Source organism: Prauserella sp. PE36 (genome assembly GCF_003311655.1).
Classification (GTDB): domain Bacteria; phylum Actinomycetota; class Actinomycetes; order Mycobacteriales; family Pseudonocardiaceae; genus Prauserella_A; species Prauserella_A endophytica.
Window position 1 is genome coordinate 142,519 of record NZ_QEQT01000034.1, and the last position, 15,413, is coordinate 157,931.

The window sequence follows — 15,413 nt, forward strand, 5'->3', positions numbered from 1 at the left end:
TCAAGCGACGCTTCTTGTCCAGACCTGCCGGTGGCCTGCCTTCTGGAGTTGTTGCGCTCGGGCCGTCGCCGCCGAGTCGATGCGATTCCGGCCGAGCCCCCATCAAACCCGTCGCGGTTCAGCACTGATCCGTGGCGGGCAGGCTCGCTCGGCCTGGGGTATCGGCAGTGTGACAGCTGGCCGGGGCTGGTGCCGATACTGTCAGGTCGACCGATGCGCCCCAGTGAGCGCGAGTGCTTGCCGCTGCGAGCCGGTCACCACAGTCGAGCAACTGCACTGCCTGTCCGCTGCGCGGGGTTCCCCGTCAGCTCCTGGTGTATTGCCTGGCAGTGTTTGCTGAGGGTTCGTGATTGGTCTCGGCCCATCCGCTGAGGAAGGTGAGGGCCTGTGCGGAGCGTGAGTGCGGTTCAGCCGTGTAGATGAGTAGAGTTTGGTCGGCTGTACCGCGGACGTCGAGGACTTGGAAGTCCAAGGAGAGTTCCCCTGCGGTGGGGTGGAGGAACTCCTTGCGGCCGGAGCGTTGGGCGCGGACACGGTGGGTAGACCACCAGCGGCGGAAGTCCTCGTCCTTAATGGACAGCTCTCCGATGAGGCGGGCCAGCGCCGGGTCCTCGGGGTAGCGGCCGGCATCCATCCTGAGGTAAGCGACGCACTCCTGGGCAACCTTCTCCCAATCGCGGTAGAGCCCGCGGACTCGCGGGTCCAGGAACGTCAACCAGATGTGGTTACGATTCTGCGGCGCCAGTGCACCGAAGTCCGTGATGAGCGCCGCCCCCAAGGCATTCCACCCGATGATGTCCATCCGCCGCCCCAACACCAGCGCGGGCACGCCGGTCATGCTGTCCAGCAGGACGCGGATGGCGGTGGACACACGCTGCGCGGCAGGCGCCGCCGTGTCCGCCCGCGTAGCCGACGAGCTGGTGGCCTCGGCCGCGCACCGCAGCAGATACTCCTGTTCGTCGGCGCGCAGGTCGAGTGCGCGTGCCAGGGCCAGGAGAATTTCCGGTGATGCGGTTTTCGCTCTGCCCTGCTCGAGGCGCACGATGTAGTCCACACTGACCCCTGCCAGCATGGCCAGCTCTTCGCGCCGCAGCCCTGGTACCCGGCGATGCCCGGAACTCGGTATTCCGGCGGCCTCGGGGCTCACCTGGGCCCGGCACGAGCGCAGATAATCACCCAGTTCGGTCACGGCCTCCCCTTCTCCTGGACTCTTCTTCCCCCAACGTGCCCATCCTGCGTTTACTTCCATCCGGAGGCGACGATCACGGAGGAGTCGCCACCTCCGGAGGAACACCTGCCGTCCTTCCGCTCAGACCAGTGCGTCGTCGTGGTCGGTAGAGAGCGCCAAGTCCCGCCAGGCCTGCGATTCTGTGCGCAGCTGGGTGATCTTGCGGTCTAGCTCCTCCAGGCAGTCGCTGCCCAGCTGGGCACGCAACGGCGGAGCAGCCGCATCGGCGAGAGTCAGGAAGGCGGTGGCGCCTTTGACGGGGTCACCGGGCTGGGCGTGGTTGAGGCCGGGGACCGCCCCGCGAACCACACCAGCGGTGCTCGCGTAGTCATCGATCACGGTGTCCTCGGTGTGCAGGCTCCGGTCGTCGAGGAAGTCGGTGCGGAAGTAGCCCGGTTCGACCACTGTCACCGCGATGCCCAGCCCCGCCAGTTCGGCGTGCATGGCCTCAGAGATCCCCTCCACAGCGAACTTGGTGGAGCAGTAGATCCCGAAGCCTGCCGAGCTGCTGAAGCCGCCCAGGGAGCTGACGTTGAGGATTCGGCCCGAGCGCTGAGCGCGCATGACGGGCAGCACTGCGCGGGTAACATTGAGCAGGCCGAAGACGTTGATGTCGTAGATCGCGCGGACCGCGGCATCGGAGGACTCTTCCACCGCGCCCAGCAGGCCGCGTCCGGCGTTGTTGACCAGAACATCAATCGAACCGAAGGCCTCGACCGCGGCGGTGACCGCCGCACGTGCCTGTGCTTCGTCAGTGACATCGAGTCCGGCCGCAAGCAGGCGGGCACCGTACCCGGGCAGTGCTTCCTTCACGGGCTCGGGATCACGGGCAGTGGCCACGACGTTGTCGCCGCGATCCAGTGCCTGACGGGCGATCTCGAGGCCGAAGCCGCGCGAAGCGCCAGTGATGAACCAAGTAGTCATGAACTACTCCTAGAAAAACGAGGGACCATGCGTGGTGGTTTTCTCAGGCTGGTCGCTTCCGATCGACTCAGCCAGGGAAGGATTTCCATAGGAACGGCCGGACGCCCATGGCCCGCCACCGTCCGGTTTGCTGACGGGACGAGCCATGGTGTCTGGCCTGGGAGAGCCCTGAGATCGGCGGCTGCGATGGTCAACCGCCGCGGATGACCTTGGTCTCCAGGTACTCGGTCATGCCGTCGAGCCCGAATTCGCGTCCGTTACCGGACTGCTTGTAGCCGCCCCAGGGTGCTGACCAGTCGAACTCGGCGTCGTTGATCATGACGTAGCCGACCCTGATCTGCTCCGCCACCGCGCGGGCCGCCTGCAGATCCTCGCCGGTGACGTAGGCGGCGAGTCCGAAGGGGGTGTCGTTGGCGATCTCGATCGCTTCGTCGACGGTGTCGTAGGCGATCACTGACATCACCGGGCCGAAGATCTCCTCCCGGGCGATGGTCATGGAGTTCTCGACGTCTGCGAACACGGTCGGTTTGGCGAAATGACCTGCTTCCAGCCCGGCCGGTTTGCCCAGCCCGCCGGTCACCAAGCGGGCACCTTCGTCCAGGCCCTGGCGGATGTAGCCCTGGACGGTGTTCCATTGCTCGGCGGAGATCAGCGGACCCATGGTGGTGTCCTCGGCGCGCGGGTCGCCGACGACGATGTTCTCGACCACCGGAACCAAGACGGAGAGGAACTCCTCGAGCCGCGCCCGGGGCACCAGGGTGCGGCTCGGGGCGCTGCACAGCTGACCCGTCACGGCCATCAGCCAGGTCATCGCAGTATCCACGGCCACGTCCAGATCGGCATCGGGCAGCAGGATGTGCGGGGACTTCCCACCCAGCTCGGAGGTGACGCGCTTGACCGTCGGTGCCGCAGCGATCGCCACCTGAGTGGCCGCCGCGAGTGAACCGGTGAACGATACGATGCCGACACCCGGGTGTGAGCTCAAGCTCGCGCCGATTACCGAACCGCGACCGTTGACAAGGTTGAACACCCCAGCCGGGACACCGGCCGCTTCCATGATCTCCGCCAGGATGATCGCGGAGTACGGTGTCAGCTGAGCCGGTTTGAGCACTACCGTGCACCCGGCGGCCAGGGCGGACATGGTCTTGCCGACCGGCTGAAGAACCGGGAAGTTCCACGGAGTGATCAGCCCGGCGACGCCGAGTGCTTCTTTGCGGATGCAGGTCTCTCCACGCATCTCGGTGAACTCGTAGGACTTCAGAACCTCGATCGCTGTGGCGATCTGCACCCGGCCGGAGGGCACATGCGCGCCCCGAGCCAGCGCCAGTGGCGCGCCCAGTTCCTCGGTGACTGCCTGCGCCAGATCCTCAGACCGCGCATCGTACTCGACCAGCACCCGCTCCAGCAGCGCGATCCGCTCCTGCGGAGTCGTCTGCGAGTACGAGACGAACGCTCGCTCTGCAGCGGCGACGGCGGCGTCGACATCTGCCTCACCACCTAGCACCACCCGGGCGTTGAGATTTCCAGTGGCCGGGTCTGCGAGCTCCATGACCGTCGGGTCAAGCGGGGCACGCCAAGCGCCGTCTAGATACAGCTCATTATGCTCACGCACGATGACTAACCAACTTTCGTTGACAGGAACAGGGTCGCGGCACGAACCGGTTGTCCCGGCGCGCCAAACCTGATCGGCTTCCATACTGGAACCGGCCCAGAAAGCCATCCAGAGACACGATTTCCCAGGTGTGCCCTGCGTAGGAACACCCGTGCCACCCTCATGCGGTAGACAGGGAGCGACCCCTCCACAGGTATTGCGAGACTGGGCCGTCGCTTCGCGGCCGAACGGACGACGGTCACGCTGGCAACAATCTTGATTGGTCGCTCGCCAGTAATGGTCGAATTGTTCTGCGTGTCAAAAACAATCGATCTGACATGCGCCTGGCGAATAGTTTTCGCGGACGGTCCGTCGCTTGTTCGGGCGAGGGGCGGGAGGGACACTGATGCGACGTAGGTTGATTCCCGAAGGGAGGGTGTGGCGATGACTGATCTGTCCGTACAGCCGTGGCGCTTGCGTGGGGTGTGGTTTGACGCCTGCAAATGCGCGATTCCGTGCCCGTGTTCATTCGCCCAGCCGCCGACCTACGGCGATTGCGACGGTGTCCTTTTGTGGCATGTTCGCGACGGCAATTACGGCGAGGCACGACTCGACGGATTGAACGTCGTGATGCTTGCGTCCTTCGTCGGCAACGTGTGGGGCGAACACAGCGACGCCTACGGCGCGATATTCCTGGATGAGCGCGCCGACGAGGCGCAGCGCGGCGCCCTGCAGACGATCTTCGGCGGCCAGGCCGGGGGCTGGCCCGCTCAGTTCAACGAGATGTTCGGCGGTGAGATGCGCGGCATGGAGTTCGCCGCCATCGAGGCGTCGATCGCCGATGACTATTCCGACTGGAGCGTCAGCATCCCCGGTAAGGCGACCGCGCGGGTCGCGGCGCTGACCGGACCCACGAGCGGGCCGGGCACACGAGTGGAGGTCCACAACCTTCCGGGCGCCGAGGTGGGCCCTGGGCAACCGCCAGCGGTGTGGGGCCGGGTCACCGAGGAATTCGCGGACGCGTTCGGCTTCCGCTGGGAGCGCAGCGGCAACTCCAGCAAGCTCATCCCGTTCGAGTGGAGCGGACCGGACGCGGCATGACCGCGCGACCGGGCCCGGATGGTGCGGCGCACGGTGGCACGTCGCGTGCGGACTTGATGCGGCAATGGTCACGCGCCGAGGCCCTGCTGGTGGTCGTGCTACTGGCGCTCGCGGCCGCCGCCTGGGTACTCACGAGCCGGCTCGCGACCGCGGACATGCGCATCGGGGTCCTGACCGGCGGGCCCACGATGAACGAGATGGACGTCGCGATGCGGCCGTGGCCCTGGGAAGCGGCACTGTTCCTCGCAGTGTGGGTCGTGATGATGGCGGCCATGATGCTGCCGAGCATCGTGCCGTTCAGCCTGGGCATGCGCCGACTCCTCCGCAGCCGCGGCGTGCGCGGCGACGGCCTGTTCGTCGGCTACTTCATCGTGTGGGCCGCAGTGGGGATCGCGGCGTTCGCGTTCGTGCGGGGGCTGGAGACGGTCGTGACCGGCCCCAGCCTGACCGCCGTGCGGGCCGGCGGAATGGTGGTGCTGGTCGCCGGGGTCTATCAGTTGACCCCGTTGAAGCGGGTGTGCCTGCGACATTGTCGATCGCCGATGGCGCTGCTGCTCGAACACAGCAAGACGGCGGTGCACGGCCGCTTCGGTGTCCTTCGGGTCGGGCTCAGCCATGGCGCGTACTGCCTGGGATGCTGCTGGGCGCTGATGGCGGTGCTGCTCGCCGCCGGAATGATGAACCTGGTCTGGATGGCCGTGCTCGCGGTCGTCGTCGCACTGGAGAAGGTCACCCGACATGGCGAGCTGGTCAGTCGGGTGGTTGGCGGCCTGCTCATCGTCACGGCGATCGTCCTCCTGGCGCACCCCGCCCTGCTGGCCTGAACCGCCGGTGCCCCGCCCGAGCCCTTCAGGACGGGCAGTGCGCTGTACGCCGATCCAACAGAAGTCTGGCTTCGCCTCAGAACCTGTGGTAACGATCACACCTTGAGCGCCCCGGAGCCATGGGTCGAGCCCGATCGCAACAGACCTTGCGGGACGGCGCTCAGTTCGGGGCTCAGTTCATGCCCGTACCACCTGTCTACTAGTGTCTCTGCCGTCGCACGGACTCCGGCTCAGCGAAGCCAGAGTCGGTGTGGACATCTGGATGCGGAACTGGAGATCGTGTCGGGTGTAACGCCCCTCACGGGCTCGAATCCCGCATCCTCCGCGCGCTGAGCAGAACGCCGGAACCCCTTCTGGGCTCCGGCGTTCTCTCGTAGGCGGGCGCACAGAGTAACCAGCACGTCCCCCACCTTCATCTGTCCGGAGTCGATCGGTCACGCTAAGTTTGTTACCGATAGACCCGACTTCATCAAGGAGTCCGCCCCATGCCCGGTGTGGAAGAGATCCGCGCGGGGATCGCCCTCGCGAACGAGAAGGCTTCCGCTGGCATTGCCGCACTGCAGCAGGCCGCCCAGTCTCTCGAAGAAGCCCAGCAGACGCTGGCGATGGCGACGTCCGGCAGCACCCAGCAGGAGGTGAACCAGGCTCACGGCCTGCTGGCCGAAGCGCTGCAGGGCATCAACGGCACCCAGAGCACCATCCAGGCCTGCATCTCGTCCGCCGAGAACTATTCCGCCCGGCTCTAGCGATGTCCTTCGACCAGCTGCGCCAGTCGCTCGCCGAGGTCCACAGCGGGCTCTCCGATGCCCGCGCGCACACCGATCGAGCGAAGGAACTGCTGGAGGAATACCGCAGGGTCATGGTCGACGCGCAGGTTCAGGCCCAGCCGTGGCTTCCGCCCCAGCTGGGCCGCGCGCTCGAGCAACTCGATACCGAGACCGGACGGCTCGCCGGCGCCGGCGAGCTGCTGAGCAACTACGAGGCGAGGCTGTAGGCGACACATGGGCAGGAAGGCCGGCGAGCAACGCGCGCGGGTGACGACGGCGCTCGATCACCTGCGGCAGCAGATCGGACTGGCCCTCGGAGCGGCCCGCAACGCCCGGGAGACGGCGGAGTACGAGCTGGCCAGGCTCCAGCTCGAGCAGCTCGTCGTGCGCACCGGGTTCGAGCGGGCCGCCCACGACCCCCAGATCGCCGAGCGCGCCAACGACCCCGCCATGGCGGAGGTCCTGTCCTGGCTACGCAGCGTTCGCAGCGAGTTCTACCGGGAGTGGGCTGACGGACCGAACCGGTTGCGCGAACTCGTCGCCGCCAGCGCCCCCGGCCCGGCCGGTCGGCCACCCGGTGACTGGCTCGGTCGTGTCGGATCGTCGCCGGGCGTCTCCGCGCCGCAGCTCTGGCGCATCGGAACTTCCACAGTGGACGGTTCGGCCGCCGGGCGCACCCCGGGCACGGAGCTGACGTTCGACGTCGCTGTTCCGCTGCTGGACGAGTCCCACCTCGCGATCACGTCGGCACCGAACACCAGGCCCGCCGTCGACGCGATCGTGGAGAACCTCCTGATGCGGGTGCTCAGCACGTTCGAGCCCGGCGCTGTGAAGATCCACCTGTGGGACGTCGGCCAGCTCACCGCCGTGCTGCCGAGCTTCTACGCGCTGAGCCGCACCAGCGCGGTCACGGTGCACGACCCCACCCGGCTCGTCGACCTGCTCGACGAGTTCGCCGGGCATATCCGCCGCATCCACAGCCACACCATGCAGGCCGGTTTCCCGTCACTGCGTGCACTGCGCACGGCGACCGGCAAGCGGGCGGAGCCGTGGCGCATCGCCGTGCTCTACGGCAACGGCGAGGACCTGCATCCCGAGCAGATCCGCGACCTCAAACGGGTCGCGAGCGGCGCGCTGGACGCCGGGATCTCACTCATTCTGGTGGACGTTCCCACCGTTCTCGGTGGCTCCGTGGAAACGATCAGCATGCTCGGCGAACGGCACGCGCTCACGAGCATGACGGGCTCCGACCTCGTGGTCACGCTCGATCCGCCGCTGCCGTCCGGCCAGGTCACCACGGCCGCCGGTCGCATCGCCGAGGCGCTCGTGGCCAAGCAGGGCGGCCCGCGCTCCTTCGCCGACCTGCTCCCGACCGAGTACGGCCGCGAGAGTTCGGCCCGTGAGCTCCGCGCCCCCGTCGGCTTCTTCGAGGGCGAGCCGGTGGAGGTGGTGATCGGCGACGCCACCCCGCACGCGCTGATCGGCGGACCGAGCGGATCCGGCAAGACGAACTTCCTTTACGCGCTGCTCGGCAGCCTCACCGCCCGCTACTCGCCGGACGAGCTCGCACTGTACCTGCTGGACTTCAAGGAAGGCGTGTCGTTCGCGGGCCTGGCGCCGGGGCGCAAGGACGAGAGCTGGCTGCCGCACGCCCGGCTGGTGGGTGTCAACGTCAACACCGACCGCGAGTTCGGGCTCGCGCTGCTGCGGTTCCTCGCCGACGAACTGCGGAGGCGCTCGGCCGCGGCCAAGGACCACGAGGTGACCAACCTCGCCGAGCTGCGGGAACAGGACCCCGGGGGCCACTGGCCGCGCATCGTGGCCGTGATCGACGAGTTCCAGTACCTCTTCGCCGAGCGGGACACGGTCACCTCGCTCGCCACCTCGCTGCTGGAGGACCTCGCCCGCCGGGGCCGCTCGCAGGGGATCCACTTGATCCTGGCCAGCCAGGACATCGCCGGCATCGATGCGTTCTGGGGCAAACCGGCGGTGTTCGAGCAGTGCACCCTGCGCATCGCGATGCCGAAGGCTCGCCGCGTGCTCGCAGAGACCAACCAGGCCGCCGTCACCGCGCCCAAATGGCACGCGGTGGTCAACCACGACTCGGGCATCGCGCACGGCAACCAGCTCGCACACGTGCCCGACGCCAGCGGCAAGGGCGTGTTCCCCGCGCTGCAACGGGAACTGTGGCAGGCCTACGCCGGGCACGGGCAGCCCAGGCTGTTCGACGGCGCGCACGCTCCGGCACTTGAGGAGTCGGCCGCGTTCACCTCGCTCGCTCCAGCGGAGCGGCCGCGCGCGCTCGTGGGTCAGTCCATCGACGTCGCCGACACGGCGCACAGCGTGGAGCTGTCCGCTTCGCCCGGCCGCAACCTCGCCGTGCTGGGCACGAGCGCCAAGGAGGCACTGTCGATCCTGGACTCCGCGACCCGTTCACTGGCCCGGCAGTACCGGCAGGGCGACGTGGAGTTCGTGCTGTGTTGCCTGGTGGACCGGTGCCTGCCCGCGGTCAGGGAACTGACCGACCGGCTCGTCGCGGAGGGGCACAAGGCCGGCCTCATCGCCGCCGACGACCTCACCGAGGTGGTGACCACCTCCGCAGCCGCGCTGGCCGACCTGGACACGCCGCGCATCCTGGTGCTCTACGGCGTGGATGCCGCCCTGCCCGCGCTGGAGCACAAGGAGCCGGGCAAACAGAGCGGCCTCGACCACCTGCGCACGCTGCTCAAGCAGGGGCCCGGCCGAGGTTTGCACGTCCTCGGCTGGTGGCGTGGTGTCGCCCGGCTCAAGGACACCCTCGGTTTCGCGGGCACCGACGACATCGGCGCGTGGGCCGCGCTGGACGTGCAGGGCAACGAGCTCGCGCCGTTCTGCGCCGGCCAGGTGGTGCACTGGTCGCCGCGGCAGGATCGGGCGCTGTTCTTCGACCGGACAACCCACTCGTCGCCCGAAGTGATCATCCCCTTCCACCGCACGGAGCCGTCCGATGATTGACGAACCGACCGCCGCGATGCGGTACAAGGAGATCATCGGCCTTGCCCGCAAAGCGGCCGAGGATCTCCGCACCTGGGAGCTCGCCAGGGCGGAGCAGCTGAACGGCGAGATCGCGGCCAGGGCGGAGGCCGTCACGGCCGCCGAGGAACGCGAACGAGCCATGACCGACCGGGCGAACCGCTGGTGGCGCATGGCGAAGGACAACGTGTCCCGGCTGTCCTGGCTGGAAGTGGGGGCTCCGCCGGAGCCGGCGGCCTCGGCGCGCGGCGAATGGCTCCACCGCTACGCCGAGGACGTCCGACCCGCCTACCACGAGCTGACGCAGGCCATCCTCAAGCTCGGCTGGCGCGCGCGGTAACTCACAGCCACCACCACGACCACCAGCCGCCCGGCCGGAAGCGCACCACCTGCGGGTCGTGGTCGCTGGCCTGTTCGGCGAACTCGGCGTTGATGTGCACCACGTCGTAGTCGACGCCGTAGGGCGCCCGCGAGATCAGCATGTGGTCGAGCACCTGGGAGTTGCCGTCGAAGACGTAGCCGTAGCGCTCCCGCTCCGGCAGGGTGTCGACGAGGACCTCCAGCGGACCGCGGAGCTTGCCGATCGTCGGCGAGAACTGGAAGTCGTTCAGATCGCCCGCCACCACGACGTTGGCCCCGCGGTCGGCGGCCAGCAGCTCGTCCACGAACCCGCGCAGCACCTCGGCCTGCCGCAGTCGCTGCACCTCGGAGCCGCGGACCGGCGGCTGGTTGACGCCGTGCGTCGGCTGGTCGCCGCCCTTGGACGCGAAGTGGTTCGCGACCACGAACACCGTCCGGCCGTGGAACCGGAACTCGCCGGCCAGCGGCTTGCGGCTGTCCTCCCACGCGTCGTTGCCAGGGTCGACCCGGCCGGGCGAGATCGACAGCCGCGCCTTGCCGGCCTTGCGAACGACCTCGACGGGCGTCGTGGCGTCACCACCTGGGCGATCCACAAAGGACACGCGCTTGGGGTTGAACAGGAAGCCCACCCTGATGTTGCCACCGGGCTCGCCGCCGTCGGTCAGGTCCTGGGGATCGATCTGCCGCCACTCGTACCGGGGACCGCCGGCCGCCACGATCGCGTCCACGAACCGGTCGAGCGTCCGGTCCGCCGCGACCACACCGTCTTCGACACCCTCGGCTCCGTTGTTGTCCTGGATCTCCTCCAGCGTCACGATGTCGGGCGCCGCCAGGTTCTCCACGACACCGCGGGCGAGCGCGTCGAACTTGACCTGGTCGTCGACGGCGGACAGGTTCTCGACGTTGTAGGTCGCCACGGCGAGCTCACCGGCCCGCTGCTTGCGCGTGACCTCTCGCTCGAGCCCGTTGTCCTTGACCTCGCCCAGCACGTTGGCCATGAGCGTGTAGCCGCCGAAGCTGTCGTACTCGACCGGGCCCGACGTCACGCCCGCGAGCGTGTCGCCGGTGTTGGCCTGCGGAAACGGCCGCTGGGAGAACGGGATCAGCGACTCGATCTTGACGATTCCCGTGTTGGGCCGGTCATAGCCGAGGTAGACCGCACCGCCGCGCGCGCTCGGGTTCTGGTCCGGCTTGGTCGTCACGTACAGCTCGTTGTAGTCGGTGCTGCGGCTCACCGCGCGCACGTCGGTGACGCTCACGAGCTCACCCTCGTGCGCCTCCCAGAAGTCCAGCGAGTACTTCTCCGGCTCCAGCGGCAGCCCCTCGATGTTGCCGCCCGGTTGCGGTGCCAGCTCGCCGGGAAGCGTGTCCTCGGTGACGGCCCGCGGCTCGGGGACCGCGTTGCCGCGGGACTCGACCGTCCACGTGGCACCCGTCAGCTGGGTGAGCGACTGCGCACCCGAGGCCGGGTAGTACTCCGCGACCCGGCCGGTGGCCGTCACCGCGTCGCCGGGCGCCACCGAGGGTGTGCTCGAACCGGTGAAGACGAAGATCCCCTCGCTGGTACGGGGGTCGTCGTCGGGTTCGGGGTCCTGCAACCAGAAACCGCGCGCGGACCCGAAGGCCCGCGTTGCCGTGACGATGCCTGGCACCCGCACGGTCTCGCCGGTCAGCGGTGACAGCCGCGTGGTGCCCTGCACGTCGTGGATGCGGGCGTCGGTGGGCTCGGGCGCGCCACCGCCGGGTTCCTCGCCAGCCGCGTTGACCGGCGTCAGGTCGCCTGCGGCGAAGTCGGCCGAGTTGTCGTCGGTGTCGGTCAGGGCCGCGCGCGCGACGGACGTCGTGTTGCTCGCCGAGGGCGCGGGCCTCGTCTCCCGCACCACCGCGCTGCCGTAACCGACGAGGTCGACGATCCGGGAGTCGGCCGCGCAGTCGGCGGCGGTCAGGCACGTCAGCGGCGTCGTTCCCGCCACGAGCGCGACGGTGCCCGACCCGGCGGCCATCGAAATGGAGCCCACCGCGTCGGCCTCCGGCAGGGCGACCGTGCCGCCAGAGCCCTTGGCCTGGGCCACCAGGTAGCTCCCGCCCGGCTCGACGCTGCCCTTCAGCGCGGTCGACTGCCAGCGACTCGAAGGACTCGGCGAACCCGGCAGGTACTGCACGCTCAGCCCGTCGAGGCTCGCCGGCGCCGTTCCCACGGTCGCCAGCTCCACGAAGTCGTTGGTCAGGGTGGCACCGGAATTGCCGCCCCCGCCGTAGACCTCGGCGATCACCGGGCCTGAGCTGGGGGCTGCGGTGGCGGGCGCGGCGATCACGGCCAGGCCGGCCACGGTGGCGACGACCGTCGCACGGCGGAAGAGTGTGGTCACCGGGAGATCTTTACCCAGTCGGGTGAACGAAGGAAGGATTCCCGGGTACAGATCGGGAATGGGTCTCGACCACGTTCGAGACGAGCAACGTCGCCGGCGTCTTCGAGGAAGCGGCACGCCGTCCGGTTACAGGCCCGGTGCCATCGCCATCGCTTCGCAGCTCCGGACGACGGTCAGGGCCGCCCTGCGCTCCGCCGCGCCGAGCACCGGGTTCTCGGCGTACTCCTGCCACAGCCGCAGAGCACCGAGTGCCGCCTGCCGCAGTTGCGGCTCCGGGCCCGCGACTCCCAGCCGGGACGGCGGGTCGTCGCCATAGCCTCCGATCAGCCGCAGCGCTTCGTCCTTGAGCCCGTCGGGCAACCGCGCTCGACCGGTGTTCAGCGCCGCGAGCATCCGCAGCTCGGCGAATTCGTGCGCCCCCGCCAGCAGCCGCTCCAGCTCCGTCACCAGCGGCGCCGCGGCGGGCCGGGGCTCCATCCGCAGCACCACATCGAGCCCGATCAGCGCCGACCTCGCCTTGAGGACCCTCGCGCGGTCGGTGAAGTACCGGGTGATCGCGTCGCGCAGTTCGGAGAGCCCGGCGCGCTGGAGCAGCTGCGCGGCGAGCGCCGCCTGACTGTCGACGCCACCTCGCACCAGGGTCGTCGCGAGCCGGACGCCGAACAGCCCGAACCGGGACAGCAACGCAGCGCGAGCCTCGTCGGCGGCGAACCGGTCGGCGGACAGCAACAGCGGCTCCAGCTCGGCTTTCGGGACCGCGGCGAGCGCCGCGATCGTCTCGAACTCGGCCTCGGTGATCGTCCGGCCGGCCTGCGCCGCCAGACCGGCCACCGGCACGATGTCCTGGCACAGGCCGGCCAGCTCGGTCTCCCTGCGGTAGCGGCGCGCCACCTGCCGCGCCGAGATCAGCGCGTCGACCCGGCCGCCGCCGAGCTCGTCGGCGCGGGAGAGGACCACGAGCGCGTTCACGGGCGCGGCCCTCGCCACCGGGTGGTCCTGCACCGTCCGCAGGAACGACAGGTCGGCGTTGTGCGGGTGCCCCATCAGGTGCAGCACCGCGTCGGCTTCCAGGCAGATCCGCTCGAGCGATCCCGGGTCGGCGCCCTCCGCGTCGACGGGCGGGGTGTCGATCAACGTCAGTTCCGGTTGCGAACGGCTCGCCGGCACGTGGTGGCGCGTGGGCTCCGGCCCGTTCGCCACGACCTCGCCGGCGAGCGCGTTCACCAGCGTCGACCGGCCGGATCCGTGCGGCCCCGTCACGGCCAGCCGCAACGGCTCCGTGAACCGCGCGAGGTGCCCGCGCAGCCAGTTCGTCGCCCTCGGGCTGTCCGCGTACGCGTCCAGTGCCCGGCTGAGCAGCGACCAGGTCAGCTCCGGCAGGTTCACGCCGTCAACCCGCGGGCGGCTTGCGTGGTCGCGAGCGCGTGCCCTCGCCGGTACAGCAGGTTCAGCTGCTCGATCGCGCGGGTCAGCTCACGCGCGCTCGCGCCGCGCTCGGCGGTCTCGGCGTCGATGACCTGTTTGATGCGCTTGGCCGTGTCGGCGATCTCGGCACGCAGCTCGTGTGCGACGGCGGTGCAGCGGTCCCGCAGCTCGCGGTGGATGAGGCGGACCGTGTCCTTGCTCTGCTTGCCGTAGGTGAGGAAGAAGTCGTCCACGTGGCGGTGCGCGGCCGTCTTCGCGGCGGCCTGCCGCCGTTTGAGCCGGGCGCCGCGCTCCTCGAAGACACTCTTGGCACCGAACGCGGCACCGGCGCCGATCGAGATCGGGTTGATGAGCGGCATGCCCGCCAACGTCGTGGCCAGCCCGAACATGAGCAGGCCGCTGTAGGAGCCGCGCATGCCGACGAACAGCTTCTGCCCGAGGCTGAACCGTTCGACGTTCGGCATCCGCAGGTCACCGATGTGGTCGCGGGACTCCGCGTCCAGCAGGGCCTCCGGCAGCACGTCACCGCTGCGGGGAGCAACCTGCCGCGCGATCTTGCGGGCGATCCACTCGAACCGGTCGAGCAGCCAGTCCGAGTTCGTCTCCGCGACCGATCGCAGGTTCTCGCGCAGCCAGCCCTCGAACTCGGGCCAGTCCTTCGCCGGATCAGCGACCTCGAAGTACTCCTCGGCCTCCCGCAGGATCCGGCGCGTGCGCTCGCGCAGGTCGAAGTCGAGGTCTGCGATGAGATCGGCGACCTCGTCGGAGAGCACCGTCTGCCAGCGCGCCGACTCACGCTGCAGCTCCTCCAGCCGGTGGCCCGCTGCCCGCCAGCGCGCCGTCAGCTCGTCGGTCCCGCCCTCGCGCAGTTCGGCGAGCCGTTCCCGCAACGGGGCGCCGAGCTGTTCGACGGTCATGTGGATGAGGGCTGCGACAGAGCGCCTGCGCAACAGGTCGACGTGGCCCATCAGGTCCTGGTGCAGGTACCGGACGAGCGCGCCGTAGCCGGATTCCTCGTTGAGGGCCTTGTCGCCGCTGCGGGCAGCGGCGAGGCGGAGGGACGCCGACACCGGGATCACGGTCGCGGGCAGGCCGTCCTGTTGGAGGCGGGCGCGGTTGCGCTCGGCGACGCGGCGCCAGCCGGGCACCAGGTCCGTCTTGGTGAGCACGACGGCAACGGTCGGGCAGAACCGCTGCACCCTGCCGATCAGGTCGAGCTCCGAGGTGGTGAGCTCCTTCGTCGCGTCGGAGACGAGCAGCGCCGCGTCCGCCTGCGGGAGCACCGCGAGTGTGCGGTGGGTGTGCTGCGAGGCCGGGGAACCGATGGGCGGGGAGTCGACGAGCGCGAGGCCCGTTTCGAGGAGCTTGCGCGGCAGGCCGATCTCGGCCCGCACGGCGCCGGTGTCGCGGTTGGCCCGCGCGGTCACCGATTCGACGGGAGTCGGGACGCGGCCGGGGCCTTCGAGGTTGCGGGCGTCGTCGCCGGTCACGATCGCGCCCGCCGGGGCCTCGGCGTGCTGGACGATGGCGGGCACCGAGGTGGTGACGTCGTCGCCGACCGCGCACACCGGAGCGTTGACGAGGCCGTTGATCAGCTGGCTTTTGCCCTGGCCCGACTCGCCGAGCACGAGCACGCGCACCTTCGGTCCCGCCAGCTCTGCGCGGCGGGCCCGAAGGCGTTCGACCAGGTCTGGTCGCGCGTGCGCTCCGCACGCCTGGATGGTGTCATCCAGGACGCCGAGCCAGGGCGAAGCCATCATCGGACGAAGAGTGTGCCTCGGTCACTCTCCGCAGTGGAAGCTGGGCCCGTGA

At 69.3% G+C, this 15,413-nt stretch carries 12 protein-coding genes; 6 read left to right on the forward strand and 6 right to left on the reverse strand.

The window, feature by feature from the left end:
- Positions 1-304: 304 nt before the first annotated feature.
- From DI005_RS04115 to DI005_RS04125, 3 genes are all read right to left on the reverse strand, one after another.
- Positions 305-1,189, reverse strand: a complete 885-nt coding sequence (locus DI005_RS04115) for a helix-turn-helix domain-containing protein (RefSeq protein WP_113641295.1) — start codon at positions 1,187-1,189, stop codon at positions 305-307.
- A gap of 120 nt (positions 1,190-1,309) precedes the next feature.
- Positions 1,310-2,152: an oxidoreductase gene (locus DI005_RS04120; RefSeq protein ID WP_113641296.1), complete on the reverse strand. Its 843-nt coding sequence runs from the start codon at positions 2,150-2,152 to the stop codon at positions 1,310-1,312.
- Between the two features lie 190 nt (positions 2,153-2,342).
- Complete coding sequence (locus tag DI005_RS04125; protein ID WP_199542495.1) at positions 2,343-3,701, reverse strand: aldehyde dehydrogenase family protein; 1,359 nt, start codon at positions 3,699-3,701, stop codon at positions 2,343-2,345.
- Positions 3,702-4,187: 486 nt separating this feature from the next.
- On the opposite strand from DI005_RS04125, the gene DI005_RS04130 reads away from it, so the two are divergent.
- The 6 genes from DI005_RS04130 (at position 4,188) to DI005_RS04155 (ending at position 9,787) form a co-directional block, all read left to right on the forward strand.
- Positions 4,188-4,844, forward strand: a complete 657-nt coding sequence (locus DI005_RS04130) for a DUF1326 domain-containing protein (protein ID WP_112265097.1) — start codon at positions 4,188-4,190, stop codon at positions 4,842-4,844.
- The gene (locus DI005_RS04135) at positions 4,820-5,668 is read left to right on the forward strand and encodes a DUF2182 domain-containing protein (RefSeq protein ID WP_112265099.1); all 849 of its coding nucleotides are present in this window, start codon (positions 4,820-4,822) and stop codon (positions 5,666-5,668) included. The genes DI005_RS04130 and DI005_RS04135 overlap by 25 nt, the downstream gene beginning before the upstream one ends.
- 485 nt (positions 5,669-6,153) lie before the next feature.
- Complete coding sequence (locus DI005_RS04140; protein WP_110340774.1) at positions 6,154-6,414, forward strand: hypothetical protein; 261 nt, start codon at positions 6,154-6,156, stop codon at positions 6,412-6,414.
- A 2-nt stretch (positions 6,415-6,416) separates the two neighbouring features.
- Entirely contained in the window at positions 6,417-6,662 is a 246-nt protein-coding gene (locus DI005_RS04145; protein WP_112265101.1) for a hypothetical protein, read from the forward strand.
- Positions 6,663-6,669: 7 nt separating this feature from the next.
- Positions 6,670-9,429 carry an FtsK/SpoIIIE domain-containing protein gene (locus DI005_RS04150; protein ID WP_113641298.1) on the forward strand — a complete coding sequence of 920 codons (2,760 nt, stop codon included), beginning with the start codon at positions 6,670-6,672 and terminating at the stop codon, positions 9,427-9,429.
- Entirely contained in the window at positions 9,422-9,787 is a 366-nt protein-coding gene (locus tag DI005_RS04155; protein WP_113641299.1) for a hypothetical protein, read from the forward strand. Before DI005_RS04150 ends, DI005_RS04155 begins: the two co-directional genes overlap by 8 nt.
- 1 nt (position 9,788) lies before the next feature.
- Here the strand turns inward: DI005_RS04155 and DI005_RS04160 are convergent, their stop codons facing one another.
- From DI005_RS04160 to DI005_RS04170, 3 genes are all read right to left on the reverse strand, one after another.
- Entirely contained in the window at positions 9,789-12,176 is a 2,388-nt protein-coding gene (locus tag DI005_RS04160; RefSeq protein WP_233519984.1) for an endonuclease/exonuclease/phosphatase family protein, read from the reverse strand.
- Between the two features lie 126 nt (positions 12,177-12,302).
- Positions 12,303-13,562, reverse strand: a complete 1,260-nt coding sequence (locus DI005_RS04165; protein WP_113641300.1) for a GTPase — start codon at positions 13,560-13,562, stop codon at positions 12,303-12,305.
- On the reverse strand, positions 13,559-15,361 hold the full coding sequence (locus DI005_RS04170; protein WP_113641301.1) for a dynamin family protein: 1,803 nt from the start codon (positions 15,359-15,361) through the stop codon (positions 13,559-13,561). Before DI005_RS04170 ends, DI005_RS04165 begins: the two co-directional genes overlap by 4 nt.
- Positions 15,362-15,413: the final 52 nt, after the last annotated feature.

Bases quoted from the DNA above. Each gene is read 5' to 3' on its own strand.
- DI005_RS04120 (WP_113641296.1), bottom strand. From the start codon at position 2,152: ATGACTACTTGGTTCATCACTGGCGCTTCGCGCGGCTTCGGCCTCGAG.
- DI005_RS04145 (WP_112265101.1), top strand. From the start codon at position 6,417: ATGTCCTTCGACCAGCTGCGCCAGTCGCTCGCCGAGGTCCACAGCGGG.
- DI005_RS04125 (WP_199542495.1), bottom strand. From the start codon at position 3,701: ATGGAGCTCGCAGACCCGGCCACTGGAAATCTCAACGCCCGGGTGGTG.
- DI005_RS04170 (WP_113641301.1), bottom strand. From the start codon at position 15,361: ATGATGGCTTCGCCCTGGCTCGGCGTCCTGGATGACACCATCCAGGCG.
- DI005_RS04155 (WP_113641299.1), top strand. From the start codon at position 9,422: ATGATTGACGAACCGACCGCCGCGATGCGGTACAAGGAGATCATCGGC.
- DI005_RS04150 (WP_113641298.1), top strand. From the start codon at position 6,670: ATGGGCAGGAAGGCCGGCGAGCAACGCGCGCGGGTGACGACGGCGCTC.
- DI005_RS04140 (WP_110340774.1), top strand. From the start codon at position 6,154: ATGCCCGGTGTGGAAGAGATCCGCGCGGGGATCGCCCTCGCGAACGAG.
- DI005_RS04130 (WP_112265097.1), top strand. From the start codon at position 4,188: ATGACTGATCTGTCCGTACAGCCGTGGCGCTTGCGTGGGGTGTGGTTT.